The organism is Lutibacter sp. A64 (genome assembly GCF_022429565.1).
Taxonomy (GTDB): Bacteria; Bacteroidota; Bacteroidia; order Flavobacteriales; family Flavobacteriaceae; genus Lutibacter.
The window spans coordinates 3,604,412-3,630,613 of the sequence record NZ_CP092487.1 but is presented as its reverse complement, the minus strand read 5'-3'; the positions used below and the strand labels follow the sequence as shown (position 1 = coordinate 3,630,613).

The following is a 26,202-nucleotide window of genomic DNA, read 5'->3' as shown; positions in this document are numbered from 1 at the left end:
ATACTGTTAATTATTAACAATCTTATCTATCAAAGATCTTATCTTCTAAACTAAAAATTGAAACAATTGTTGATTTTCATTTAAATACTCACTTAAAAATCCTTTTTGTTCCATCCTTTCTATTAAAGGTTTAAAATCGTTTTTAGATTTTAGCTCTATACCAACCACAGCTGGTCCTTTATCTCTATTATTTTTTTTGGTATATTCAAAATATGCAATATCATCATTAGGACCTAAAACATCAACTACAAATTCTTTTAAAGCACCAGCTCTTTGCGGAAAACGTATAATAAAATAATGTTTTAAACCTTGGTATAATAAGGCACGCTCCTTCATTTCTTCCATTCGGGTAATATCATTATTACCTCCACTTACAATACAAACAACTGTTTTACCTTTAATTTGTTCTTTTTGTTTTTCTAATGCCGCAATGGCCAATGCTCCTGCTGGCTCTACAACCAAAGCATTTTCGTTATATACCTTTAAAATTGTTTCGCAAATTAAACCTTCGCAAATTGTATCTGTACCATCTAATAAGTTTTTACAAAACTCAAACGTAAGATCTCCCATACGTTTTACGGCAGCTCCATCAACAAATTTTTCTATTTCACTTAAAGTGGTATTCTCACCTTTTTCTAATGAAGTTGTTAAAGATGGTGCTCCTTTAGGCTCTACTCCAATTAACTTTGTTGCTGGACTTAAGGTTTTAAACACACTTCCAACACCAGAAGCTAAACCACCACCGCCAACAGGCATATACAAATAATCAACTTGCGTATCTATATCGTTTAAAATCTCTAAACCAATGGTACCTTGTCCAGCTATAACATCTATATCATCAAAAGGATGTACAAAAGTGCTTTTATGAAGCTCACAAAATTCTGAAGCAGCTTTTTGACTATCATCAAAACTATCTCCAATTAATTTAACATCTACAAAACTGCCTCCAAACATACTAACTTGTTGAATTTTTTGAGCTGGTGTTGTTACAGGCATAAAAACCGTTCCTTGAACTTTCAACTTTTTACAAGCAAAAGCAACACCTTGCGCATGATTTCCTGCACTAGCACAAACAATTCCATTTTGTAATTCGTTTTTAGATAAGCCTTGAATTTTATTATAAGCACCTCTAATTTTATAAGAACGGACTACCTGTAAATCTTCTCTTTTAAAATAAATATTGGCGTTATAATATTCAGAAAAATTTTTCATAAACACTAAAGGAGTTGCTTGTACAACTCCTCTAATGCTCTGTTGAGCTTTATATATTTCTTCTAATGAAATACTATTTTTAATAGTTTCACTCAAAATTTTAGCTTTAAACTATTTTAATCATTGCAGTCATAGATGCTCTTAAAAACTCTCCAATTTCTTCAACTGGATGATTTCTAATTTCAGCATTTACTTCTATTAATTCTTTATTATCTACTCCTGTTTCACCATCATTAAATGGTTTACCAACAAAATTACTTGGTGTTTTATTTACATAATCTGCAATTAAAGGCTTACAAGCATGGTCAAATAAATAACAACCATATTCTGCAGTATCAGAAATTACACGGTTCATTTCAAATAATTTTTTACGTGCAATTGTATTTGCAATTAATGGTGTTTCGTGTAAAGATTCGTAATAAGCTGAAGCATCAATAATTCCAGATTCTGTCATAGATTCAAAAGCTAATTCTACACCCGCTTTTACCATCGCCACCATTAATACTCCGTTGTCGAAATACTCCTGCTCAGAAATTTCTACATCAGCAGCTGGTGTTTTTTCAAAAGCAGTTTCTCCGGTTTCTGCTCTCCAAGTTAATAAGTTTACATCGTCATTTGCCCAATCTTCCATCATTGTTTTAGAAAAATGACCACTCATAATATCATCCATATGTTTTTGAAATAATGGACGCATAATATCTTTTAATTCTTCTGAAGCATTAAATGCGGCAATTTTTGCTGGATTCGATAAACGATCCATCATATTGGTAATACCTCCATGTTTTAAAGCTTCTGTGATTGTTTCCCAACCATATTGAATTAGTTTTGAAGCGTAACCCGCATCAACACCTTCAGCTACCATTTTATCAAAACATAAAATAGAACCTGTTTGCAATAATCCACAAAGTATCGTTTGCTCACCCATTAAATCTGATTTTACCTCAGCAACAAATGAAGATTCTAACACTCCAGCTGTATGTCCACCAGTAGCAACAGCATAAGCTTTTGCATAATCCCAACCTTTTCCTTCAGGATCATTTTCTGGATGTACAGCAATTAAAGTTGGCACTCCAAAACCTCTTTTAAATTCTTCTCTTACTTCAGAACCAGGAGATTTAGGCGCAACCATTATTACCGTAATATCTTTACGTATTTGCATACCTTCCTCAACAATATTAAATCCGTGAGAATAAGATAATGCAGCACCTTTTTTCATTAAAGGCATTACTGCTGAAACTACAGCGGTATGTTGTTTATCTGGCGTTAAATTGATTAACAAATCAGCCGTAGGAATCATTTCTTCATAAGTTCCAACTTCAAAGTTGTTTTCAGATGCATTTAAAAAAGATTGTCTTTTTTCTGAAATTGCAGCTGGTCTTAATGTATAAGAAACATCTAAACCAGAATCTCTCATATTTAAACCTTGGTTTAAACCTTGTGCTCCACAACCAATAATTACTATTTTTTTTCCTTTTAAAGCTTCTACACCTTCACTAAATTCTGTAGAATCCATAAATCTACATCTTCCTAATTGATCTAACTTATCTCTTAACGAAAGAGTGTTAAAATAATTTGCCATTTTTTTGTTTTTTTATTTATTATTTAAAGATTAAAGAATTGAATGATTATTTTTTTCTCTTAAACTCTTTTAAACTTTTAACTTATTTTTTTATTTAATTCTAAACCCATAACATCCAAAATTTCACCTCTATAAACCAAAATTTTAGGTTTACTTCTACTTTGGTCTTTTTTTATTCTGTTACAGGCATTTCATCTTAATTAATTTCTTTTAATAATTGCGATATTTCCATTTTTGGTCGTGTAATTGCAATACGTCCTGAACGAACAAACTGCAACAAGCCATAAGGTTTTAATTTCCTGTACATTTTATCAATATTCTCTTTTGTGCCAGATGCTTCAATAACAAAAAAACTTTCAGTTATTGTAAGTATATGAGCTCTTCTAAATTTAAATTTCTTTTGAAGTTTCTCATCATGTAAATGTTTGGTAGAAATTTTAAACAAAGCAGTCTCATTATAAATAATTTCATCTTCTGTATGATAAAAAGCACGAATTACTTCAATTTGTTTTTCTAATTGTCCAGCAACTTTTCTAGCTAATTCTTTAGAAATATTTACCACAAAGGTAAATCTGTGTACATGTTCTATTTCCGATTTTGAAACGGACATACTTTCTATATTAATATGTCGTTTTAAAAATATTGCGGAAAGTCGATTTAATATCCCTACGTTATTTTCAGTATATACTGAAAATGTTAATTTTTTTATTACTTCCATCTTAACTTAATCTTATATCTGAAACACTTGCTCCTGTTGGTATCATTGGAAAAACATTATCTTCTTGCTCAATAACAACTTCTAAAAAATAAGCTTCTTTTGAAGCCAGCATAGTTTTAATTGCTCCATCTAAATCTTCTCGTTTAGAAACTCTTTTAGCTTCAATATCGTAAGCTCCAGCTAATTTTACAAAATCTGGGCTTATCATTTCTGTAGAAGCATAACGTTTGTCAAAGAATAATTCTTGCCATTGGCGTACCATACCTAAATAACTATTGTTTAAAACTACAATTTTAACTGCTGCTTTTGTTTGAAGAATAGTACCTAACTCATTACAAGTCATTTGATAACCTCCATCTCCAATAATTGCAACAACTTCACGTTCTGGAGCACCAATTTTTGCACCAATTGAAGCCGGCAAAGCGAATCCCATAGTACCTAAACCTCCCGAAGTAACGCTACTTCTAGTTTTAATAAAATCTGCATAACGACAGGCAAACATTTGATGTTGACCTACATCTGAAACTATTACAGCATCGCCATTAGTTTCTTTGTTAATTCCACCTAAAACCTCACCCATTGTCAATCCAGGTTTTGTTGGATTTAATTGATCATTAATAACTTCATCTTTTTCAATTTGAAGTAACTTATCAAACTCTTGCATCCATATTTTATGATCTGATTTTTCAACATATTGCATAATTTCTGCTAATGTTTCTTTTACAGTTCCTAATACGGCAACATCTGTTTTTACGTTTTTATCTACTTCTGCAGGATCAATTTCAAAATGAATTACTTTTGCTTGTTTAGCATATGTATTTAAACTCCCTGTAACACGATCATCAAAACGCATTCCAATTGCAATTAAAACATCACAAGAATTAGTTAAAACATTTGGCGCATAATTTCCGTGCATACCAACCATACCAACATTTAATGGATGGTTTGTTTCTAAAGCCGAAAGTCCTAAAACTGTTGAAGCCGATGGAATATCAGTTTTTTCTATAAAATTCTTAAACTCTTGTTCAGCTTCACCAATAATAACTCCTTGTCCCCAAACTATTAATGGTTTTTTTGCTGCATTAATAAGTGTAGCTGCTTCTTTTATTTTTTCAATATCGAATTTAGGAATAGCTCTATAACTTCTTATTTTTTCGCATTTTTTATATTCAAAATCTAACTCACCAAACTGTGCATCTTTTGTAATATCAATTAATACCGGTCCTGGACGTCCAGATTTAGCTATATAAAATGCTTTAGCCATAACTTCAGGTATTTCTGAAGCCTTAGTAATTTGATAATTCCATTTTGTTACTGGTGTAGAAATACCAATAATATCTGTTTCTTGAAATGCATCAGACCCTAATAAATGTGATGCTACTTGCCCTGTAACACAAACTAATGGTGTAGAGTCTATTTGTGCATCTGCAATACCAGTTACCAAGTTTGTAGCTCCTGGGCCAGAAGTTGCAAAGACAATTCCTGGTTTTCCTGTTACACGTGCAAAACCTTGTGCAGCGTGTATTGCCCCTTGCTCATGACGTGTTAAAACGTGATGAAATTTTTCACGATATTTATAAATCTCATCATAAACTGGCATTATGGCACCGCCTGGATAGCCATAAGCTAAATCAGCACCTTCTTCTAATAAACATTTTAGAACTGCCTCAGCACCTGTAATCTTAACAGCTGCTGCCTTCTTTTTTTCTTGAACCTGTTTACTCAATGTTTCCATAGGTTTAAAATTTATCCGTTACGCATCCCTCTGAAGCAGATGAAACGGTTTTTGCATATTTATATAATATTCCTTTTGTATGTTTTAATTTTGGTGCTCTCCACTGCTCTTTTCTTTTTAACATTTCAGCGTCAGAAATTTTCATGTTTATAGTTTTATTAACTGCATCTATTACAATTATATCACCATCTTTTACCAATCCAATTCCTCCTCCGTTTTGAGCTTCTGGCGTAATATGTCCCACTACAAACCCGTGCGTTCCACCAGAAAAACGTCCGTCTGTAATTAAAGCGACAGATTTTCCTAAACCTGCTCCCATAATCATAGAAGTTGGTTTTAGCATTTCTGGCATTCCTGGTCCACCTTTTGGACCAACATATCTAATTACAACAACATCGCCTCTAGACACTTTTCCTGCTCCAATACCATCATTTGCTTCTTGTTCGCTATTAAAAACAACTGCTTTTCCTTCAAACAAATTACCTTCTTTTCCACTTATTTTTGCTACAGATCCTTCTGTTGCAAGATTTCCATATAAAATTTGAAGATTTCCAGAAGATTTTAATGCTTTTTCTTTTTGATGAATTACCTGTTGTTTATCTTCAAAACTCAATGGTTTTACAGTTGCTAAATTTTCAGCCAATGTTTTGCCTGTAACAGTCATACAATCTCCGTGTAGATAACCTTCATCTAACAAATATTTCATTACAGCTGGTGTACCACCTACTCCATGAATATCTTCCATTAAGTATTCTCCACTGGGTTTTAAATCTGCAATTAAAGGTGTTTTATCACTTATACGCTGAAAATCTTCTAATGTAAATTCAATTCCAGCAGCATGTGCAATTGCTAAATAATGCAACACTGCATTTGTAGAACCTCCTAAAGCATTTACCAAAGCAATCGCATTTTCTAACGATTTTTTAGTTATAATATCTAAAGGTTTTAAATCTAACTCCAATAAATTTTTAATTGCTGCTGCTATACGCTCGATTTCATTTTCTTTATGTGGATTTTCTGCAGGAATAGAAGAATTATAAGGCAGCGCAAATCCTAATGCTTCAATTGAAGAAGCCATTGTATTTGCAGTATACATTCCACCACAAGCTCCTGCACCTGGAATTGCATTTTTTATAATTTCTTTGTATTCTTCTTCAGTTATTTCTCCTGCTATTTTTTGACCTAAAGCTTCAAAAGCAGAAACAATATTTAATTTTTTTCCATTGTATTTTCCTGAAGCAATAGTTCCACCATACACCATTAAAGATGGACGGTTTAAACGCAACATAGCCATAATTGCTCCTGGCATATTTTTATCACAACCTACAACAGTAACTAAACCATCATAACTTTGCGCATTCATTACTATTTCAATAGAATCTGCAATAACATCTCTAGAAGGCAAAGAATAGTTCATTCCAGAAGTTCCCATAGAAATACCATCGCTTACTCCAATAGTATTAAAAACTAAACCAACTTCATTATTGTTGTTAACAGCTTCTTTAATTTTACCAGCTAAACCATTTAAGTGCATATTACACGGATTACCATCGTAACCTGTACTAGCAATACCAATTTGTGGCTTTCTCATGTCATCTTCAGATAACCCCACTCCATATAACATTGCTTGAGCTGCTGGTTGCGTAGCATCTTGAGTAACTCTTTTACTATATTTATTTAACTGCATTTAATTTAAAGTTTCTTTATCTATTTTGAATTATATTTAAAAATAACTCGTTTTTATTATTTACTTTATAATGAGATACAAATTTACTTTAGTCATTTATTTTATCATTATTCCATTTACTTTTTTTACAATAGCCACAACCTAATAATTCAACCTAACACACTATATTGCAACACTTTAATTCAATTTGTTTTACAATGATTATTTTATAAAAAAACCTAAAGCAACATAAAACCCTATTTCACTTACAAATTGCTTAAAACAAAAAAAGCCTTCCTAAAAAATTTAGGAAGGCTTCAATAATTCTATATTAATTAATTATAATAACATCCCTATCTACTTGTGAATAATCACAGAGACAATAATAGAAATGATATTAATATTGATGTTTGCCATAATTGAGCTACAAATATGTAACAATTTTTTTTACTTTAAAAGTTTTTTTTCTTTTTGTTGAATAATTAACTCAACAGGCTCATTTTTTATTTTACTTTCTAACCAAGATAAAATATCTAAATATAAGAATGCACGCCTTTCAAAAGGGTGATCTTCATATTTTTTCAGTTCTGCATGAAGTTTAATAAACTCTTTCTTTAAATCTTGTGGATAAATATTACTTAGATTCTTTAAAAAATCAATCATTTTAAGCTGTACCTTATGTAAATCATTCATTTTCAACAAAAATTTATACGTTGAAACTATCAATTTTTCAATATTATAATCTATCCCAGCTTCATAATGTGCCACTAAATTTAAAACCCTTGAAAAGCACAATAAATCTTCTCGCATTTTTAAATCTTTATTTTGAATAATTTTTTCAAGATAAAAAATACAAGTTTCATTATCTCCTGCTCCAAAATACATACATGCAATTCTGTAATAGAACACCATAATATGATGCGCATCTATATTACCTTCATACTCTTTTATTTCAACCAATAATTTTTGAACAAAATCTAAACCTTCTGTAAAATTACCCTCTAAAAAATACAAGCTTAACTTGTTCTGATTGTAATACAAAAACGCAAGTGTTTTAGTATTTTCATTTAAAACAATTATATTATTTTTAATATCAAAATCTAGCTTTTCTAATACTTTTTTAAACTTTTTTCTATATTTAATAAGGTATAAAGCTTCAGCCAAATAATTAACCCCTTTTAAATAAAAAACAGGATTTTGTTTTTTCATTTCAGGTTTTGCATCAAATAAATCTACCCATTTTTGTGCATATTTAAAACTAGAAACAAAATCTTGTTTTATTAAACTATGCCACAAATACGCCTTATATAAATAAAGTTTTTCTGTAAAACTGAGCTCAGACAATTCGTACTTTGGCAATCTTTTTTGAAAGTAGTCGGTTAACATTTTAGAATCCTCATTATCTTTTGCATAACCAATTTTTAACATTAAACTATACAACTGCAATGATAAATTAGACAATTTACTTATTCTAATATTTTTTAGACTTAACTCTTTTGCCTGTATTGTAAGTTCATCAGCTCTATTACTCATACTTCTAGTAATATACTGTGATTCAATTATTTTTTCAAACTCAACAATTTCATAAGCTAAATTGTTCTCTCCATTATTAATTGCAGAATCTTTAGCTTTATCTAAAATTTTAAGACTTTGCTTATAAAGCCCTTTATTATATAAAATTGTAGCAAAATCGAATTGTTCTCTAATTTGAGTTCGCACATTTTGATGCACTGGATTAAACCTTAAACTCACCAATATTTGTCGGTACAAATGCGCCTTTGTATTTGATATTTGTTGCTTTTTTATATTTGTTTTTTCTAAAATTAGTTTATCATCATAAGCATTTACCTTATCTAATAAATTAAATAAAGAAATAAAATTTGCATCGGCATTTCCACCTAATCTCCCTACATATAACCTAAATTGTCGCTTTTCAGATTTAGAAAGCGACTTCACCAAACTAAAAAGCGAATCTTTTTGATCAATAGCCATTGTAACTAATTTATTTTTAAATTATTGATTGTTAATTACTTGTAAAAAATACAACTTGTTTGAATATAGTAAACAATCATATTTATAGTAATTATAAAAAACGTATAACCATATTTTTGGTATTCAAAAGTGATAAAAAAAAATTAGAAATGAGTAAAAATCGAGTCCAAATTTTTGATACGACGTTAAGAGATGGAGAACAAGTCCCAGGCTGCAAGTTAAATACTGAACAAAAATTAGTAATTGCTAAACGACTTGATTTATTAGGGGTAGATGTTATAGAAGCAGGATTTCCTATATCTAGCCCAGGAGACTTTACGTCAGTAGAAGAAATATCAAAATTAGTAAAAGATGCTACAGTTTGTGGTTTAACTAGAGCAAACAAAAAAGATATTGAAATTGCTGCACAAGCATTAAAATTTGCAAAAAAACCACGAATACACACAGGAATAGGTACTTCCGAATCTCATATTAAATACAAATTTAATTCTACACAAGATAAAATAATTGAACGTGCTTTTGAAGCTACAGCATATGCTAAAAAGTTTGTTGAAGATGTTGAATTTTATGCTGAAGATGCAGGAAGAACAGATAACGAATATTTAGCAAGAGTGTTAGAACAAGTTATTAAAGCTGGTGCAACTGTTTTAAACATTCCAGATACTACAGGATACTGTTTACCAGATGAATATGGTGCAAAAATAAAATACTTAAAAGAAAATGTTAAAGGTATTGACAATGTAACTATTTCTTGCCACTGCCATAACGATTTAGGTTTAGCAACCGCAAATGCTATTGCAGGAATACAAAATGGTGCACGCCAAATAGAGTGTACTATTAATGGAATAGGAGAACGCGCCGGAAATACTGCTTTAGAGGAAGTTGTAATGATTATGAAACAACATCCATACTTAAATTTAGACACTGGAGTAAATACTAAACTATTATATGACACTAGTTTATTAGTACAACGCAGTATGGGAATGGCGGTACAACCAAACAAAGCTGTTATAGGTGAAAATGCCTTTGCCCATAGTTCAGGAATTCATCAAGATGGAGTAATTAAAAATAGAGAAACTTACGAAATTATGAATCCAGAAGATGTAGGTGTTACCGAATCTTCAATTGTTTTAACTGCCAGAAGCGGTAGAGCTGCCTTAGCCTATAGAGCCAAAAACATAGGTTATGACTTAACAAAAATAGAATTAGATGATTTATATCCTCAGTTTTTAAAGTTTGCAGACTTTCATAAAGAAGTGAATAATAACGATATTCATCACCTTATGGAATTAAATAAAATTAAAAAAACAAGCATTAAACTATAGCTCTAAATATAATCCTATTAATTTTGTGTTTTTTTAAAAATAATAACTTAATTTCACATAAATTTTTTATTTAAAACACTGAATTAATATAGTTATGAAATTAAATATCGCTTTGCTTCCAGGCGATGGAGTTGGTCCAGAAGTAATACAGCAAGCAGCAAAAACATTAGATGCAATTGCTGAAAAATACAAACACACATTTGTATATAAATATGCAAATATTGGCGCTATTGCAATAGAAGAAACTGGAAACCCATTGCCTGAAACTACTTTAAAAACATGTGCAGATGCAGATGCTATTTTATTTGGTGCTATTGGAGAACTTAAATACGATAACGACCCAAATGCCCAAGTAAGACCAGAACAAGGCTTACTGGAGCTTAGAAAAAGTTTAGGTTTATTTGCTAATATTCGCCCTTTAACTACATATGATGCGCTAATTGACCAATCTAACTTAAAAGCACATGTTATAAAAGATGTTGATTTTGTAATTTATAGAGAATTAACAAGTGGAATATATTTTGGAGATAAAGAATTAAGCGAAAACGGCAACGAAGCAACAGACACCTGTAAATACACTATTGATGAAATAGATAGAATTGCTCACTTAGCTTTTAAAAGCGCTTTAATAAGACGTAAAAAATTAACATTAGTAGACAAATCTAACATACTAGAAACATCTAGATTATGGAGAAAACGCGTAATTGAAGTCTCTAAAAATTATCCTACAGTAAATTTAGACTTTTTACTTGTTGATAATGCTGCAATGCAATTAATATTAAACCCAAAGCAATTTGATGTAATTTTAACTGAAAATATGTTTGGAGATATCCTATCTGATGAAGCTAGTGTAATTTCAGGCTCAATAGGCTTACTAGCTTCCGCTTCAATAGGTGCAAACAATGCAATGTTCGAACCAGTTCATGGCTCATACCCAGAAGCTAAAGGTAAAAATATTGCAAATCCTTTAGCTGCTGTTTTATCTGCAGCAATGCTTCTAGACCATTTTGAATTACACGAAGAAGCTGATGCAATTAGAGCTGCTGTAGAAAAATCGATTGAATTAAATATAACAACTCCCGATTTAAATAGCACAAATCACTTCTCTACAACAAATGTTGGAAACTTTTTAAGCGATTTTATTTTAGATGATGAAAATACTTTTTACAACAAAAATAATATAGACCTAGGACAATCTACAATTATTTAATTAGCATTAATTGTTAGCAATTAAAAATTCTTCGACAAATAAGTAAAGAAGCACTATGACTGACAAAGAACGTAGCATACGTAAAATTATTTCTAGTAAAAACAGACCTCATTTAGACTTTAGTTTAAAAACTAAAACAGAGAAATTTACCGATAATTTATTTTACACATTATTCGATGCAAATGCGTGTGTTGCCAAAAATATTGAACAATTAGAATTAGATTTTGATGAAATCTACAAATTAGCTTGTAAAGTTGATGTTGAAGCTTGTAGTAATATTTGGGCCTCATTTTTATCTGAACTTCCAGAAATTTTAGAAAATCTAAATTTAGATGCGCAAGAATTGGTAAATAGCGATCCTGCATCTAATAATATTGAAGAAGTTTATTTAGCATATCCTGGTTTTTTCGCAATTGCTATTTATAGATTAAGCCATAAATTACACCTGCTTAAAACTCCATTAATACCAAGGTTAATGAGCGAATACGCACATAGCAAAACAGGTACAGATATTCACCCAGGAGCAACTATTGGAAAATCGTTTTTTATAGACCACGCAACCGGAACCGTAATTGGTGAAACTTGTTTTATAAAAGATCACGTAAAAATATACCAAGGCGTAACCTTAGGTGCCTTACAAGTTTCAAAAGAATTAAAAAATGTAAAAAGACACCCAACAGTTGAAGAAAATGTAACTATTTATGCCAATGCAACCATTCTTGGAGGAAAAACAGTTATTGGTAAAAATAGCATTATTGGAGGTAACGTTTGGATAACAGAATCAATCCCTGAAAACTCTTTAGTCTATCACAAAGCTGAGACTAGATTGAAACAAAACAAAAACAAATGATAGCCAAAAGTTTATTCGATTTTATAGGAAATACACCTTTAATTAAAACCAAAAACATTTTAACTAAAGAACATGTTTCGCTCTATCTTAAATTAGAAGGAAACAACCCTGGAGGAAGTGTAAAAGACAGAGCTGCTTTTAATATGATAGCTACAGCATTAAAAGAAGGAAACATCAAAAAAAATGATTATTTAATAGAAGCTACAAGTGGAAATACAGGTATTGCATTAGCAATGATTGCACAACAATTTGGAATTAAAATTGAGTTGGTTATGCCAGAAAACTCAACCAAAGAAAGAGTGCAAACTATGCAAGCTTATGGCGCAAAAGTAACCTTAACATCTAGTAAAACTGGCATTGAAGGCTCAAGAGCCTATGCAGAAAAAATGGTAACAGAAAAAGGATATAAAATGCTTAACCAGTTTGCCAATGAAGATAATTGGAAAGCACATTATAAAACTACTGGCCCAGAAATTTGGAGAGACACCGATGGAAAAATAACTCATTTTGTTTCGGCAATGGGTACAACAGGAACCATTATGGGAACTTCAACTTTTTTAAAAGAAAAAAATAATACCATTCAAATTATTGGAGCACAACCAACCGATAACTCTCGAATTCCTGGTATTCGAAAATGGTCTCCAGAATTTTTACCTAAAATATTTAATCCTAAAAAAGTTGATACCGTTATTGAAGTTAGCGAAATAGAAGCTAGAGAAATGACAAAAAGACTTGCAAAAGAAGAAGGAATTTTTGCAGGAATGAGTAGCGGAGGAGCAGTAACAGCTGCTTTAAAATTAGCTAAAACCATAGAAAAAGGAGTTATAGTTGCTATTATTTGCGACCGTGGAGACCGGTATTTATCATCAGATTTATTTGAATAAAACGTTATAGCAAGTATCCGTATTTTAGATTGGATAGCAACCTCTTTTATTGTATTTTTGTTTGTTAGAATACATACAAAACTCACCATGAAAAAAATACAAATGGTTGACCTTCAAAGTCAATACGCTAAAATTCAAGAGCAAGTAGACTCAAAAATTTCAGAAGTTTTAAAATCTGCAGCTTATATAAATGGACCTGAAGTCCACTCTTTTCAAAAAAATTTAGAAACATATTTAGATGTAAAACATGTAATTCCTTGCGCAAATGGTACCGACGCACTTCAAATTGCAATGATGGGATTAGGCCTAGCACCTGGAGACGAGGTTATTACAGCTGATTTTACTTTTGCAGCAACTGTTGAAGTTATTGCCCTTTTACACTTAACACCTGTTTTGGTTGATGTTGAAAAGGACTCTTTCAATATAAATATTGAAGCACTAAAAAAAGCAATCACTCCAAAAACAAAAGCTATTGTTCCTGTACATTTATTTGGGCAATGTGCAAATATGGATGCAGTTTTAGAAGTTGCAAAAGAACATAATTTATTTGTTATTGAAGATACAGCACAAGCAATTGGAGCTAGCTATACCTTTAAAGATGGCACAACTAAAAAAGCAGGAACTATTGGAAACGTTGGAACAACATCATTCTTTCCTTCTAAAAACTTAGGATGTTATGGAGATGGTGGTGCTATTTTTACAAATGATGATGATTTAGCTCATACAATTAGAGGAATTGTAAACCACGGAATGTACAAACGTTATTACCACGATGTTGTAGGAGTTAATTCTAGACTAGATAGCGTACAAGCAGCTGTTCTAAATGTAAAATTACCTCTTTTAGATGCTTATTGCGAAGCTAGACAAAAAGCCGCTGCGTACTACTCTAATGCTTTTGCAGGAAATGAAAACATTATAACACCTGCCAAAAGTAACTTTACAACACACGTTTTTCATCAATACACACTACAAATTTTAAATGGTAAAAGAAACGAACTACACCAACATCTACTGGATAATGGAATTCCAAATGCCATTTATTACCCTGTACCATTACACAGCCAAAAAGCATATACAGACAAACGTTATAATGAGGATGATTTTAAAGTAACAAATAAATTAATTGATACTGTTATTTCTTTGCCTATGCACACAGAATTAGATGAAGAACAATTAAATTTTATAACATCAACAATTTTAAATTTTATAAATAAATAATGAAAAAAGTTTTAGTTACTGGAGGGTTAGGATTTATTGGCTCACACACAGTTGTAGAGTTACAAAATGAAGGTTTCGAAGTTCTTATTATTGATAATTTATCAAACTCAAGCATTGAAGTTTTAGATAAAATAACTTCAATTACAGGAACAAAACCTACATATTTTAATATCGATTTAAGAGAAAAAACTGCTGTTAAAGATTTTTTCGCAAATAATAAAGTAGATGGAATTATTCATTTTGCAGCATCTAAAGCAGTAGGTGAAAGTGTTCAAATGCCATTAGAATATTATGAAAACAATCTTGGTAGTTTAATTTCTATTTTACAAGAAATGAAAGCTAACAACTTAAATAACTTTATTTTTAGTTCATCTTGTACCGTTTATGGACAAGCAGATGAACTTCCAATTACAGAAAATGCACCTATAAAACCTGCGGAATCTCCTTACGGAAATACAAAACAAATTGGTGAAGAAATTATAAAAGATGCTACCAAAATTTCAGATTTAAAAGCTATTGCATTGCGTTATTTTAATCCAATTGGCTCACACGAATCTTCAAAAATTGGTGAATTACCTATTGGAATACCTCAAAACTTAATTCCTTATGTAGTACAAACTGCAGCTGGAATACGTAAAGAACTTTCCGTTTTTGGAAGTGATTACGATACACCTGACGGTACAGCCGTTAGAGATTACATTCATGTAGTTGACTTAGCAAAAGCACATATTGTTGCTTTAAAAAGACTTATTGAAAATAATAACAAAGCTCAATATGAAATTTTTAACTTAGGTACTGGTAAAGGAAATTCTGTTTTAGAAGTTATAAATACTTTTGAAAAAGTTACTGGTAAAAAAGTAAACTATAAATTAGTAGATAGACGAGAAGGCGACATTACAGCCGCTTATGCCGATACAAATTTTGCAAATGAAGAACTTGGATGGAAAGCTGAATTAACTCTAGATGAGGCTTTACTTTCTGCCTGGAAATGGCAAGAAGCTTTAAATAGCGAAAAATAAATAGTTACTATTTTTTAGTAACAATACACTATTAAAAAAGGGCTTTCAAATATAATTTGAAAGCCCTTTTTATTTTATCTGCACAAAACTGATAACTGTAACTGCATACTGCAACTACACTAAATACTTATAACTAAGCACCTGCTCCACTGGCAGAAACACTTCTATCTATTTTACGCATTAAACCTTGTAAAACTTTACCCGGTCCAACTTCAATAAATTCTGTTCCTCCATCAGCAATCATAGCTTGCACGCATTGTGTCCAGCGTACAGGTGCCGTTAATTGCGCTATTAAATTTTCTTTAATTTCATCTGGATTTGTAACCGCTTTTGCCACAACATTTTGATAAACAGGACAAATAGGTTCACTAAAAGTAGTATTTTTAATTGCTTCAGCTAACTCTTCTCTTGCCGGAGCCATTAACGGAGAGTGAAATGCACCTCCTACTGGTAATTTTAAAGCACGTCTTGCTCCTTTTTCTGTTAACAATTCACAAGCTTTATCTATGGCTGCAATTTCTCCTGAAATAACCAATTGCCCAGGACAATTATAATTAGCAGCTACCACTACTCCATCTACACTAGCACAAACTTCCTCAACAATGGTATCTTCTAATCCTAAAACAGCCGCCATAGTAGATTCTTGTGCTTCACAAGCTTTTTGCATTGCTAAAGCTCTTTTAGACACCAATTTAAGTCCGTCTTCAAAAGTTAGCACCCCATTTGCAACTAAAGCAGAAAGTTCTCCTAAAGAATGACCCGCAACCATTTCTGGTTTAAAATCATCACCTAATGTTTTAGCTAAAATCACTGAGTGCAAAAAAATTGCAGGTTGGGTAACTTTTGTTTGTTTTAAATCTTCTGCAGTACCTTCAAACATAATGTCTGTTATAGAGAAACCTAAAATACGGTTTGCTTTTTCGAAGAGTTCTTGGGCTAAAGGTGAACTTTGATATAAATCTAATCCCATTCCTGTAAATTGCGCTCCTTGACCTGGAAATATGTATGCTTTCATGTATTTATGTTTATTTTTTTATTGATCACATGCTGTTCGCTACTAATCATTTTGTTGGGCAACAAACTTTTTAGCATGCTCATTTCATTTTATATATTTTTTCTATTCACATTTCAAAAAGCAAAAATAAGAATAAATTACTATATTCGTGTCAACTTGTTACTAATGAATAAAAAACTAAAATCTGAAGCTTTTACAATTTATTTAATTTTAGCCTCCATGTTTATTGCTGCGCTGGTAGCTTCAAACTTAATTTTTCAAAAATTTTTTTATTGGAATCCTTTTGGCTGGTTTAAATTTGAACTTTCTGTAGGTATTTTACCTTACCCTATTACATTTTTAATTACTGATATTATTTCAGAAATTTATGGACGAAAAAAAGCAAACCAAGTAGTAATTGCAGGTATTTTTGCTTCATTTTTTTCTATGTTAATTGTTCTTATTGCTAATTATACACCTGCAATTGAAAGCTCACCTATAGATAATCAGACTTTTACAAAGGTATTTGGACTGTCTCCAATTGCAGTTTTAGCCTCTATGTTAGCCTATTTATTTGCTCAATTTATTGATATTCGCCTATTTCACTTTTGGAAAAGAAAAACCAATGGTAAACATTTATGGTTGCGCAATAATTTTTCTACTTTCTCTTCACAATTAATTGACACAGTAACTGTAGTTGGTTTATTGTGTATTTTTAATGTGCTTCCTTGGAATATTTTTGGCAGTTTAGTTTTAAGCGGTTTTCTATTTAAAATTATAATTGCACTTTTAGATACTCCTTTTTTATATTTTATAGTGCATCTATTTAAAAAGCGCTTTCAGTTAAAACAAGGAGAGGAAATTGCACTTTTTTAACTAAAACAAATAGTAAATTAAATATCTATTTTAAAGGTCGTTTTTTTATCATTCCACCTTTAGTATCTTTTATGCTATTCATAATTATAAATGCGTGCTCGTCAATTTTTTCTATTTCTGTTTTAATTCTGGCAATTTCAAGTCGTGTAACAATTGTATAAATAATATCAAAATTAGTTAAATCTTGTTCTTGCTTTCCAAATCCACCTTTTCCAACATATACGGTTACTCCACGCCCTAGATCTTCAGTTATCATTAACCTAATTTTTTCACTTTTAGTTGAAATTATTGAAATTCCGGTATACTCTTCAACTCCTTCAATAATAAAATCAATTGTTTTTGCTGCAGCCATATAAGTTAACATTGCATACAAGGCTACTTCTATTGATAAAATATAGGCTCCAAAGGAAAATATTATAATGTTAAAAATTAAAATTATATCACCTATTGTAAGTCCAGATTTTTTACTCAAAAATATTGCTAAAACTTCTGTCCCATCAATAACAGCACCACCTCTAATAGACATTCCAATACCACCACCTAAGAAAAAACCACCAAAAACAGCGATTAACAACTTATCTGAAGTAATTAAAGGGTATGGAATAAAATGAACCGATAATGCTAAAGCTATAATTGCTAAAATACTTTTTAAAGCAAATTGTTTACCAATGTTAGAATACCCTAAAACTATAAAGGGCAAATTAATAAGTACAATTAAAACCGATAGGGAATAACCTGTAACATCTGAAATTAATAAGGATATCCCCATTGCTCCACCATCAATAAAAGAGTTTGGCAATAAAAATCCTTTTAATCCAAAACCGGCAGAAACAACACCTATTAAAATAAAAAACACCTCTCGTACACTATGAGAGATGCTTACTTCTATACTTTTAACCTCTTCAGACAATCTTTTAGTTTGTCTAAACGAGCTTTTTTTAAATCTACGTTTTACGGTTTTAACAATTAAATTATGTATAAATGCAATCATATATTATTTCTTCTCCTCTAAAATTAATTAACCGTTATTATTACTTTATAACCTTCGTTATTTCTAACATTAAAAACAGTATTATCTTCAAACAACAAATACTGTCCTTTTACACCTTTTAATTTACCAGAGTACACATGAGCTTTCTCTAAATTTAAGGTTTTAATTTTTTTAGGATATTGTAAAACTGGATAATTAACTTCTGTAATTTTACTATTATTAGCTAAAAAATAAGGTTCTACTTTTTTAGGAATGTATTTTTTTAATTTTTCTCGTTCCTCAATCAAATCGGCATCAGAAATTTCATTTTTTAACATTTTTTGCCAGCTTGTTTTATCTGCTACATATTCTTTTAAAGCAACTTCTGTAATACCAGCTAAATATCTATTAGGTACTTCTACAATTTCAATTGCTTTTGATGCACCTTGATCAATCCAACGTGTTGGGATTTGAGTTTTTCTAGTAACCCCAACTTTTACATTACTTGATAGCGCTAAATATACAATATGTGGTTGTAACTGCACACTTTTCTCATACTCTAAATCTCTATCTTCAATACCTTTATGCGCTGTACTTAATTCTGGTTTCATAATCCAATCTCCAACAGCAGCACTTTTATAAAAACAATCGTAACAAAAACCTTGTCTAAATATTTTCTTTTCTTTACCGCAACACAAACATTGATACCCTTCAAAACTAATTTCAATTTCTTTATCTAATAGTTGGTTTAAAACTAAAAAATCATTTTCAACATCTAAGTAATATTGAACTTGATCATTTAGTTCAGTTTTCATTTTTTTTAGTACAGTTTGATATTGCATTTAAAGTTTTTTATTAAATTTAACATTCCAAATATACTGATTAAAATATGCCATTTCAAATAGTAAATTCAATAATATCTTGGTTTTTAAAAAAAAGAAAACATCAAATGGAATTGTTTTTAAAATATCCTATTGATGTACAACACGAATTATTGTTTAAATTATTAAATAAAGCTAAAAATACTGAAGTAGGAATTAAATATGACTTCTCAAATATAGACACCTATAAAGATTTTACTAATAACGTACCTATTCAACAATACGAATCTATAGAACCTTTAATAGACCGTACTAGAAAAGGTGAACAAAATATTTTTTGGCCAACCCAAATTAAATGGTTTGCAAAATCTAGTGGAACAACCAATGCTAAAAGCAAATTTATTCCTGTAAGTGATGAAGCCTTAGAAGGTTGCCATTTTAAAGCTGGAAAAGATATGCTTTGTCTGTATTTTAACAATAATGAAGAAGCCCAACTTTTTACTGGTAAAGGCTTGCGTTTAGGAGGTAGTAGCGCTGTTTATGAAGATAATGATACGTATTTTGGTGATTTATCAGCAATAATTATTGAAAACATGCCTTTTTGGGCAGATTTTAGAAGTGCTCCAAAACAAGAAACTGCTTTAATGGATGAATGGGAAACCAAATTAAATGCCATTGTTAAAGAAACTATTAACGAAGATATTACAAGTTTAGTTGGTGTACCTTCTTGGATGTTGGTATTGCTAAATAGAGTTCTAGAAAAAACTGGGAAAAACAATATTTTAGAGGTTTGGCCTAACTTAGAAGTTTATTTTCACGGTGGTGTAAATTTTAATCCATACCGAGAACAATTTAAAAAACTAATTCCTAAAAAGGAATTTAAATACTATGAGACCTACAATGCTTCTGAAGGTTTTTTTGCAATACAAGATGTAAATAATTCTTTAGACATGCTACTAATGCTCGATTATGGAATTTTTTATGAATTTATTCCAATGGATGCCTTTAATGGAGAAGATTCTAAAGCAATTCCACTTGAAGAAGTAGTTTTAAACACCAATTATGCTATAGTTATTACAACTAATGGTGGTTTATGGCGCTATTTAATTGGAGATACTGTAAAATTTACATCATTAGACCCATACAGAATACGAATAACCGGACGCACCAAACACTTTATTAATGTTTTTGGTGAAGAATTAATTGTTGAAAATACAGAAGAAGCTTTAAAACAAGCTTGTTTAAAAACAGATACTGAAATCTCTGAATACACTGCCGCACCTATATTTATGAATGATAAAACTAGTGGTGGACACGAATGGATTATTGAATTTAAAAAACAACCACAAGACATTCACTATTTTACAGAAATATTAGATAATACACTAAAATCTATAAACTCTGATTACGAGGCTAAGAGGTATAATAATTTAACATTAGCAATGCCAAAAATTAATATAGCACAAGAAGGTTTATTTTACGAATGGTTAAAACTTAAAGGTAAATTAGGAGGTCAACATAAAATACCTAGACTTTCAAATTCTAGAAAACATTTAGAGGAATTATTAGACTTGGAAAAATCTAATATGCAACAAACTATTTAGAGTAGAATTTCACTTTATTTTTTTCGTTCAATAACATAATTCATCATAATAAGCAACGATTCTTTGTATGGAGAATCTGGATAGGTGTTTAAAATATCTAACGCTTTTGTTTGGTATTCTTTCATTTTAGAAATTGTATATTCAATACCTCCATTTTCTTTAACAAAAGCAATAACTTCTTTTACTCTTTTTTTATTGTTATTATGATTTTTAACCGAATTTATCAACCACTTTTTTTCTTTTTCGGTACAATTATTAAGCGTATAAATTAGCGGTAGAGTCATTTTTTGCTCTTTAATATCTATACCTGTTGGTTTTCCAATATGCGCTTCGGTATAATCAAATAAATCATCTTTAATTTGAAAAGCAGTTCCAATAAATTCTCCAAAGCTTCTCATTTTTTCTACTTCTTCTTTAGACGACCCAACAGAGGCTGCGCCAATACCACAACAAGCTGCTATTAAAGTTGCTGTTTTCTGACGGATAATTTCAAAATAAATATCTTCTGTAATGTCTAATTTTCGAGCTTTTTCAATTTGAAGTAATTCACCTTCACTCATTTCTCGAACTGCAACTGAAATTAATTTTAAAATATCAAAATCTTCATTATCTATTGAAAGTAATAAACCTTTAGATAATAAAAAATCACCAACTAAAACGGCGATTTTATTTTTCCAAAGTGCATTTACAGAGAAAAAACCACGCCTTCTATTACTATCATCAACAACATCATCATGTACTAAAGTAGCGGTATGTATTAATTCTATAATTGAAGCACCTCTATAAGTTCTCTCATCAAATTTACCTCCCGAAACCATTTTAGCAACCAAAAAAACAAACATAGGACGCATTTGTTTCCCTTTTCTTCTAACTATATAATGCGTAATTCTATTTAATAGCGGAACCTTAGTTACCATAGCTTCTCTGAATTTACTTTCAAAGAGCTCCATTTCTTGAAGTATGGGTTGTTTTATTAGTTCTACTGGTTTCATAACAATTACAAAAATAACAGAATTTCTGTATCAAACTAAAATAATTGACAGCTTATTATAATTAATAATTTATTTTTTTTTAACACACGTAATTTACTGCAATGCCGTATCTAATTTAGGTTTAATTTTAATAAATTCTAATTAAATAAAGCCTTTTATACAACTACAAATAAAAGAATGTAATAATATATAAATTGATACTACATTTTAAGTATTAAAATTAAAGTATCTAAAATAAGGTCTTTTATTAAAAAACCATTATAATTAGCGATTAAGAATTCGCCTTATTGTACAATTGAAGTATTGTTTTGGATTTAAATTATAATAAAAAAGCTTTTAAAAAGTATTAAAAAACTCCATTCTGAATTATATTCAAACTGACGAAAATTTAAACTTTAAAAAAACTTTTTAAGTATTAATTATTTTATGTTACGTTGAATATTTATTGACTCAACATGTATTGCTTTAAATACTTCTTCTACAAATTCTGTACTTAAACCTTTACTTTTTCCAGTTTCTATCATAGCTGATAAAATATCTGACCATCTTCCACTTTGTAAAATTGCTACATTTTCTTTATGCTTTAATTTTCCAATTTCTCCAGCAACTGCCATTCTATCACTTAAAATATCAATAATATTACCATCTATTAAATCTAACTCTTTACGGTATAAATTTAATTTGCTTTGGAAACTTTCTTTAGAACTACTTTTTTGACGAATTTTTAATTCTTTAGTAATTTCATCCAATCTTGCTGGTGTAATTTGTTGTGCAGCATCACTCCAAGCATTATCTGGATCAATATGTGTTTCAACCATTAAACCATCAAAATTTAAATCTAAAGCTGTTTGAGAAACATCTAAAATAGTATCTCTACGTCCACAAATATGAGATGGATCTAAAATTAAAGGTAAATCTGGGAATTCTTTTTTCAATTCAATTGCAATATGCCATTTTGGTTTATTTCTGTAATGACCAGTATTGTATGCCGAGAACCCACGGTGAATTACACCTAATTGTGAAATTCCATTTGCTTGAAAACGTTCTACACCACCTAACCATAATGCTAAATCTGGATTTACCGGGTTTTTAACTAAAACTGGCTTATCTACACCTTTTAAAGCATCTGCAATTTCTTGAACAGCAAAAGGATTTACAGTAGTTCTAGCTCCAATCCACAAAATATCCACATCAGCTTTTAAAGCTAATTCTACGTGATTTGCATTACCAACTTCAGTAGTAATTTTCATTCCTGTTTCTTCACGAACGCGTTGTAACCATGGCAAACCTATTCCTCCTACACCTTCAAAACCACCTGGTCTTGTTCTTGGTTTCCAAATACCAGCTCTAAACACGTTTGTATCTGTATCTTTTAATAAATGAGCAGTTTTTAAAACTTGTTCTTCAGTTTCAGCACTACAAGGTCCTGCAATAACAATTGGATGATCTAAGCCCATGCTATCTAACCACTTTCTGTTTTCTTTTGTAATTTCCATCTTATTTTTGTTTCTTATTTAGTCGTTTTCTTTAATTCCGTTTAAAATTGATTTTATATAATTTGTGTCTTTCATAATTACTCTTAAACCATTATCATCTGCATTTTCAATTAGAGTTTTAAATTCACTCAAATTTTTAATATACTCATCAAGAGATCTTATAACATTTTCTTTATTTTCTAAAAAAATTGGAGCCCAAGTATCAGCATTACTTTTTGCTAAACGCACTGTAGATGCAAAACCTGTACTTGCCATATCAAAAATTGCCTGTTCATTTTTTTCAATTTGCAATACTGTTTTCCCTAACATAAAAGAACTGATATGAGACAAGTGAGAAACATACGCAATATGCCTATCGTGTTCTACTGGCTGCATCATTTTAATACGCATATCTAACAGTTTAAATAAGCTTATTGCTTTGTCTAAAATTTTCCAATCTGTTTTATCAGCTTCACAAATAATATTTACTTTATGATCGAATAGATTTAAAATTGCTGCTTGTGGCCCCGAAAATTCTGTACCTGCAAGCGGATGCGCTGCTACAAAGTTTTTACGGTTTTTATGGTTTTCTACCGCCTTACAAATATTATTTTTTACCGAACCAACATCAAAAACCAAGGTTTTATCAGATACAATATCCAATACTTGTTTTGTAATATTTGCTATAATATTAACTGGTACTGATATAATTACTACAGCTGCATCTGCAACTTCAGAAAGACTAATTTCTTCATCAATTATACCTAGTTCTAGTGCTTTTTTTATGTGCTCTGGGTTTTGATCAACTCCATAGACTTTATAATTTCCTCTCTTTTTTAAATCTAATGCTAAGGAACCACCTATTAAACCTAAACCAATAACTACTAATTTTTCCATGTTACACATTTACAGTAATTATTCTATCTAACACTTCTTCAAGCACCTCTTCTGAAACACATAATGATGCTCTTAAATAACCAGCTCCATTAGAACCAAAAACAGTTCCAGGGGTTATAAATACATTTTTATTATACAGTAAATCATCTGTAACATCTTCAGATTTTATACCTTCTGGTAATTTTGCCCATACAAACAAACCTCCAATATTTTTATTATAAGTACAATTAAGCGCATCAAAAATTTGCCAAACAATAGCTCTTCTTCTTTTATAAATTTCGTTTTGGGCTTTAAACCAATCTGAAGACAATTTAAATGCTTCTACAGCTCCTTTTTGAATTCCAAAAAACATTCCAGAATCCATATTACTTTTTACTTGTAATATTGTTTTAATAATTTCGGCATCTCCTACAACCATACCTACTCTCCAACCTGCCATATTAAAGGTTTTACTTAAAGAATTTAACTCAATTGCAACTTCTTTAGCTCCTTCTATTTCTAAAATACTAAGCGGATTTTCATTTAAAATAAAGCTATACGGATTATCGTTTACTATTAAAATTTGATGCTTTTTAGCAAAAGCTATCAATTCTTTAAAATCTTCTTTTGAAGCAACAGCACCTGTTGGCATATGCGGATAATTAATCCACATAATTTTAACATTTGATAAATCTTGTTGTTCTAATTCTTTAAAATTAGGCAACCAATTAGTAGCTTCATTTAATTTGTATAAAATTGGCTCAGCTTCAACCAAATTTGTAACTGAAGCATAGGTTGGATAACCAGGGTTTGGTATCAACACCTTATCTCCTTTATTTAAAAAAGCCATAGAAATATGCATAATTCCTTCTTTTGACCCCATTAAAGGAAGAATTTCTGTAGCTGAATTTAAGGTAACATTGTAGTTTTCTTTATAAAAATCGGCAATTCCACTTCTTAATTCTGGAATTCCTTGATAACTTTGATATTGATGTGCATTTGGTAACGTTACAGCGTTTTGAATTGCTGCTATTACACTATTTGACGGCGCTAAATCTGGGCTTCCAATTGCTATATTTATTATTGGTTTCCCCTCATTTCTTAAAGCCGCTACCTCTCTCAATTTTTTTGAGAAGTAGTATTCTTTTACATCGTTTAATCTATCAGCTTTTTGTATCATTATCTTTTACCTTTTGTGTATTCTCCTAAAATTTTTACTATTTCTACTTTTTCTTTAATTTCATCTATTGCATCAAAATAATCGGCATAACTTTTAAAAATAAAATCAGCGAAAAAAGCATATTTCCAAGGGGTGTTTATAACTGGCATAGATTGTATTTTAGACATATTTAAATTGTGTTTTGCTAAAATAGAAAGCACTTCTGCCAAACTACCAGTATCATTACTTGTTATAAATTTTATTGAAGCTTTGTTTGCTGAAACACTGCTTTTATCTTTATTATTATTTAAAATAAAAAAACGTGTAGCATTTTCTTTAATGGTTTGAATGTTTTCAGCAATAATATCTAAATTATATATTTCTGCAGCTAGTGTACTTGCAATGGCTCCAACTCCTTTTAAGTTATTTTCTGCAATTCTTTTAGCTACCGAAGCCGTATCCTTATCTTCTATAAGTTTTATATGCGGGTAGTCTTTAAAAAAATTATGACACTGTAATAGTGCCATAGGATGTGAATATACTTCTTTAATATCTTCAATATTTTGATCTTTCAATCCCATTAAATTATGATTAATTGGTAAATGAAACTCACCACAAATATTTAATTGAAAATCATCAATTAAAGCGTAATTAGGCAATATTGCCCCAGCTATAGAATTCTCGATTGCCATAATTAAGACATCTGCCTTTTTATCTAATAAAAGGTTTGGCATCTCAGAAAAAGATAAACACTCTAATAAATCTATGTTTTCTCCAAAATATTGTTGTGCCACAATGTGGTGAAAAGACCCTTTTATACCTTGAATTGCTACTTTCATTTTTTAATTTTTATTCAAAAAAAAATCCCGAAATAATTTCGAGACTCTATAATTTATATTTTGTTAATCAACACATACAAAGCCTCACCCTTTATTGTTAAAATAAAAGTAAAAATAGAAGCTGTTAAATGTGTTATTTGTTATCATAATTGTTCTTATACTCGACAAAGCTATACATTAATTTTAAA

22 protein-coding genes are annotated in these 26,202 nt (G+C 30.4%); 8 read left to right on the top strand and 14 right to left on the bottom strand.

Annotated features, from left to right (window positions below):
- Window positions 1–45: 45 nt before the first annotated feature.
- The 6 genes from ilvA to MKD41_RS14685 all read right to left on the bottom strand — a co-directional run bounded on the left by ilvA (window position 46) and on the right by MKD41_RS14685 (window position 8,902).
- Window positions 46–1,311: a threonine ammonia-lyase IlvA gene (ilvA, locus tag MKD41_RS14710; RefSeq protein ID WP_240245049.1), complete on the bottom strand. Its 1,266-nt coding sequence runs from the start codon at window positions 1,309–1,311 to the stop codon at window positions 46–48.
- A 7-nt stretch (window positions 1,312–1,318) separates the two neighbouring features.
- On the bottom strand, window positions 1,319–2,791 hold the full coding sequence (ilvC, locus tag MKD41_RS14705) for a ketol-acid reductoisomerase (protein ID WP_240243102.1): 1,473 nt from the start codon (window positions 2,789–2,791) through the stop codon (window positions 1,319–1,321).
- Window positions 2,792–2,987: 196 nt separating this feature from the next.
- Window positions 2,988–3,509, bottom strand: a complete 522-nt coding sequence (gene ilvN / locus MKD41_RS14700; protein WP_240243101.1) for an acetolactate synthase small subunit — start codon at window positions 3,507–3,509, stop codon at window positions 2,988–2,990.
- A 1-nt stretch (window position 3,510) separates the two neighbouring features.
- Window positions 3,511–5,244 carry a biosynthetic-type acetolactate synthase large subunit gene (gene ilvB, locus MKD41_RS14695; RefSeq protein WP_240243100.1) on the bottom strand — a complete coding sequence of 578 codons (1,734 nt, stop codon included), beginning with the start codon at window positions 5,242–5,244 and terminating at the stop codon, window positions 3,511–3,513.
- Window positions 5,245–5,248: 4 nt separating this feature from the next.
- Window positions 5,249–6,931, bottom strand: coding sequence for a dihydroxy-acid dehydratase (ilvD, locus tag MKD41_RS14690; protein WP_240243099.1), 1,683 nt, complete (start codon window positions 6,929–6,931; stop codon window positions 5,249–5,251).
- A 426-nt stretch (window positions 6,932–7,357) separates the two neighbouring features.
- Window positions 7,358–8,902 carry a hypothetical protein gene (locus MKD41_RS14685; protein ID WP_240243098.1) on the bottom strand — a complete coding sequence of 515 codons (1,545 nt, stop codon included), beginning with the start codon at window positions 8,900–8,902 and terminating at the stop codon, window positions 7,358–7,360.
- A gap of 149 nt (window positions 8,903–9,051) precedes the next feature.
- Here MKD41_RS14685 and MKD41_RS14680 point away from each other — a divergent pair, with 149 nt between their 5' ends.
- The 6 genes from MKD41_RS14680 to galE all read left to right on the top strand — a co-directional run bounded on the left by MKD41_RS14680 (window position 9,052) and on the right by galE (window position 15,408).
- A complete protein-coding gene (locus MKD41_RS14680; RefSeq protein WP_240243097.1) occupies window positions 9,052–10,227 on the top strand; it encodes a 2-isopropylmalate synthase in 1,176 nt (391 codons plus the stop codon).
- 94 nt (window positions 10,228–10,321) lie between these two features.
- On the top strand, window positions 10,322–11,437 hold the full coding sequence (gene leuB / locus MKD41_RS14675; protein WP_240243096.1) for a 3-isopropylmalate dehydrogenase: 1,116 nt from the start codon (window positions 10,322–10,324) through the stop codon (window positions 11,435–11,437).
- A gap of 55 nt (window positions 11,438–11,492) precedes the next feature.
- Window positions 11,493–12,287 carry a serine O-acetyltransferase gene (locus MKD41_RS14670; RefSeq protein WP_240243095.1) on the top strand — a complete coding sequence of 265 codons (795 nt, stop codon included), beginning with the start codon at window positions 11,493–11,495 and terminating at the stop codon, window positions 12,285–12,287.
- Window positions 12,284–13,171, top strand: coding sequence for a cysteine synthase CysM (cysM, locus tag MKD41_RS14665; protein ID WP_240243094.1), 888 nt, complete (start codon window positions 12,284–12,286; stop codon window positions 13,169–13,171). The genes MKD41_RS14670 and cysM overlap by 4 nt, the downstream gene beginning before the upstream one ends.
- A gap of 87 nt (window positions 13,172–13,258) precedes the next feature.
- The gene (locus MKD41_RS14660; protein ID WP_240243093.1) at window positions 13,259–14,389 is read left to right on the top strand and encodes a DegT/DnrJ/EryC1/StrS family aminotransferase; all 1,131 of its coding nucleotides are present in this window, start codon (window positions 13,259–13,261) and stop codon (window positions 14,387–14,389) included.
- Window positions 14,389–15,408 carry a UDP-glucose 4-epimerase GalE gene (gene galE, locus MKD41_RS14655; protein WP_240228717.1) on the top strand — a complete coding sequence of 340 codons (1,020 nt, stop codon included), beginning with the start codon at window positions 14,389–14,391 and terminating at the stop codon, window positions 15,406–15,408. Before MKD41_RS14660 ends, galE begins: the two co-directional genes overlap by 1 nt.
- A gap of 133 nt (window positions 15,409–15,541) precedes the next feature.
- Here the strand turns inward: galE and fabD are convergent, their stop codons facing one another.
- Window positions 15,542–16,423, bottom strand: a complete 882-nt coding sequence (gene fabD, locus MKD41_RS14650) for an ACP S-malonyltransferase (RefSeq protein WP_240243092.1) — start codon at window positions 16,421–16,423, stop codon at window positions 15,542–15,544.
- Window positions 16,424–16,588: 165 nt separating this feature from the next.
- On the opposite strand from fabD, the gene MKD41_RS14645 reads away from it, so the two are divergent.
- On the top strand, window positions 16,589–17,278 hold the full coding sequence (locus MKD41_RS14645; RefSeq protein ID WP_240243091.1) for a queuosine precursor transporter: 690 nt from the start codon (window positions 16,589–16,591) through the stop codon (window positions 17,276–17,278).
- A gap of 25 nt (window positions 17,279–17,303) precedes the next feature.
- On the opposite strand, the gene MKD41_RS14640 is transcribed toward MKD41_RS14645, so the two are convergent.
- Both MKD41_RS14640 and MKD41_RS14635 read right to left on the bottom strand, forming a co-directional pair.
- Entirely contained in the window at window positions 17,304–18,269 is a 966-nt protein-coding gene (locus MKD41_RS14640; RefSeq protein WP_240228729.1) for a YitT family protein, read from the bottom strand.
- A 23-nt stretch (window positions 18,270–18,292) separates the two neighbouring features.
- Window positions 18,293–19,090 (bottom strand): DUF2797 domain-containing protein, encoded by a 798-nt coding sequence (locus MKD41_RS14635; RefSeq protein ID WP_240243090.1) that lies wholly within the window; start codon window positions 19,088–19,090, stop codon window positions 18,293–18,295.
- Window positions 19,091–19,137: 47 nt separating this feature from the next.
- Here MKD41_RS14635 and MKD41_RS14630 point away from each other — a divergent pair, with 47 nt between their 5' ends.
- Window positions 19,138–20,673 carry a GH3 auxin-responsive promoter family protein gene (locus tag MKD41_RS14630; protein WP_240243089.1) on the top strand — a complete coding sequence of 512 codons (1,536 nt, stop codon included), beginning with the start codon at window positions 19,138–19,140 and terminating at the stop codon, window positions 20,671–20,673.
- Between the two features lie 14 nt (window positions 20,674–20,687).
- On the opposite strand, the gene MKD41_RS14625 is transcribed toward MKD41_RS14630, so the two are convergent.
- From MKD41_RS14625 to MKD41_RS14605, 5 genes are all read right to left on the bottom strand, one after another.
- On the bottom strand, window positions 20,688–21,665 hold the full coding sequence (locus tag MKD41_RS14625) for a polyprenyl synthetase family protein (protein WP_240243088.1): 978 nt from the start codon (window positions 21,663–21,665) through the stop codon (window positions 20,688–20,690).
- A 419-nt stretch (window positions 21,666–22,084) separates the two neighbouring features.
- Window positions 22,085–23,161 carry a bifunctional 3-deoxy-7-phosphoheptulonate synthase/chorismate mutase type II gene (locus MKD41_RS14620; protein WP_240243087.1) on the bottom strand — a complete coding sequence of 359 codons (1,077 nt, stop codon included), beginning with the start codon at window positions 23,159–23,161 and terminating at the stop codon, window positions 22,085–22,087.
- A gap of 18 nt (window positions 23,162–23,179) precedes the next feature.
- The gene (locus tag MKD41_RS14615) at window positions 23,180–24,037 is read right to left on the bottom strand and encodes a prephenate dehydrogenase (protein ID WP_240243086.1); all 858 of its coding nucleotides are present in this window, start codon (window positions 24,035–24,037) and stop codon (window positions 23,180–23,182) included.
- 1 nt (window position 24,038) lies between these two features.
- Window positions 24,039–25,196, bottom strand: coding sequence for a pyridoxal phosphate-dependent aminotransferase (locus tag MKD41_RS14610; protein ID WP_240243085.1), 1,158 nt, complete (start codon window positions 25,194–25,196; stop codon window positions 24,039–24,041).
- On the bottom strand, window positions 25,196–26,014 hold the full coding sequence (locus MKD41_RS14605; RefSeq protein WP_240243084.1) for a prephenate dehydratase: 819 nt from the start codon (window positions 26,012–26,014) through the stop codon (window positions 25,196–25,198). Before MKD41_RS14605 ends, MKD41_RS14610 begins: the two co-directional genes overlap by 1 nt.
- Window positions 26,015–26,202: the final 188 nt, after the last annotated feature.

Coding starts and splice junctions, on each gene's coding strand:
- MKD41_RS14615 (WP_240243086.1), bottom strand. CDS start 24,037: ATGGAAAAATTAGTAGTTATTGGTTTAGGTTTAATAGGTGGTTCCTTA.
- cysM (WP_240243094.1), top strand. CDS start 12,284: ATGATAGCCAAAAGTTTATTCGATTTTATAGGAAATACACCTTTAATT.
- ilvB (WP_240243100.1), bottom strand. CDS start 5,244: ATGGAAACATTGAGTAAACAGGTTCAAGAAAAAAAGAAGGCAGCAGCT.
- MKD41_RS14640 (WP_240228729.1), bottom strand. CDS start 18,269: ATGATTGCATTTATACATAATTTAATTGTTAAAACCGTAAAACGTAGA.
- MKD41_RS14610 (WP_240243085.1), bottom strand. CDS start 25,196: ATGATACAAAAAGCTGATAGATTAAACGATGTAAAAGAATACTACTTC.
- MKD41_RS14620 (WP_240243087.1), bottom strand. CDS start 23,161: ATGGAAATTACAAAAGAAAACAGAAAGTGGTTAGATAGCATGGGCTTA.
- ilvD (WP_240243099.1), bottom strand. CDS start 6,931: ATGCAGTTAAATAAATATAGTAAAAGAGTTACTCAAGATGCTACGCAA.
- MKD41_RS14625 (WP_240243088.1), bottom strand. CDS start 21,665: ATGAAACCAGTAGAACTAATAAAACAACCCATACTTCAAGAAATGGAG.
- MKD41_RS14670 (WP_240243095.1), top strand. CDS start 11,493: ATGACTGACAAAGAACGTAGCATACGTAAAATTATTTCTAGTAAAAAC.
- MKD41_RS14630 (WP_240243089.1), top strand. CDS start 19,138: ATGCCATTTCAAATAGTAAATTCAATAATATCTTGGTTTTTAAAAAAA.
- fabD (WP_240243092.1), bottom strand. CDS start 16,423: ATGAAAGCATACATATTTCCAGGTCAAGGAGCGCAATTTACAGGAATG.
- MKD41_RS14635 (WP_240243090.1), bottom strand. CDS start 19,090: ATGCAATATCAAACTGTACTAAAAAAAATGAAAACTGAACTAAATGAT.
- MKD41_RS14605 (WP_240243084.1), bottom strand. CDS start 26,014: ATGAAAGTAGCAATTCAAGGTATAAAAGGGTCTTTTCACCACATTGTG.
- galE (WP_240228717.1), top strand. CDS start 14,389: ATGAAAAAAGTTTTAGTTACTGGAGGGTTAGGATTTATTGGCTCACAC.
- MKD41_RS14645 (WP_240243091.1), top strand. CDS start 16,589: ATGAATAAAAAACTAAAATCTGAAGCTTTTACAATTTATTTAATTTTA.
- ilvC (WP_240243102.1), bottom strand. CDS start 2,791: ATGGCAAATTATTTTAACACTCTTTCGTTAAGAGATAAGTTAGATCAA.
- MKD41_RS14680 (WP_240243097.1), top strand. CDS start 9,052: ATGAGTAAAAATCGAGTCCAAATTTTTGATACGACGTTAAGAGATGGA.
- ilvN (WP_240243101.1), bottom strand. CDS start 3,509: ATGGAAGTAATAAAAAAATTAACATTTTCAGTATATACTGAAAATAAC.
- MKD41_RS14660 (WP_240243093.1), top strand. CDS start 13,259: ATGAAAAAAATACAAATGGTTGACCTTCAAAGTCAATACGCTAAAATT.
- leuB (WP_240243096.1), top strand. CDS start 10,322: ATGAAATTAAATATCGCTTTGCTTCCAGGCGATGGAGTTGGTCCAGAA.
- MKD41_RS14685 (WP_240243098.1), bottom strand. CDS start 8,902: ATGGCTATTGATCAAAAAGATTCGCTTTTTAGTTTGGTGAAGTCGCTT.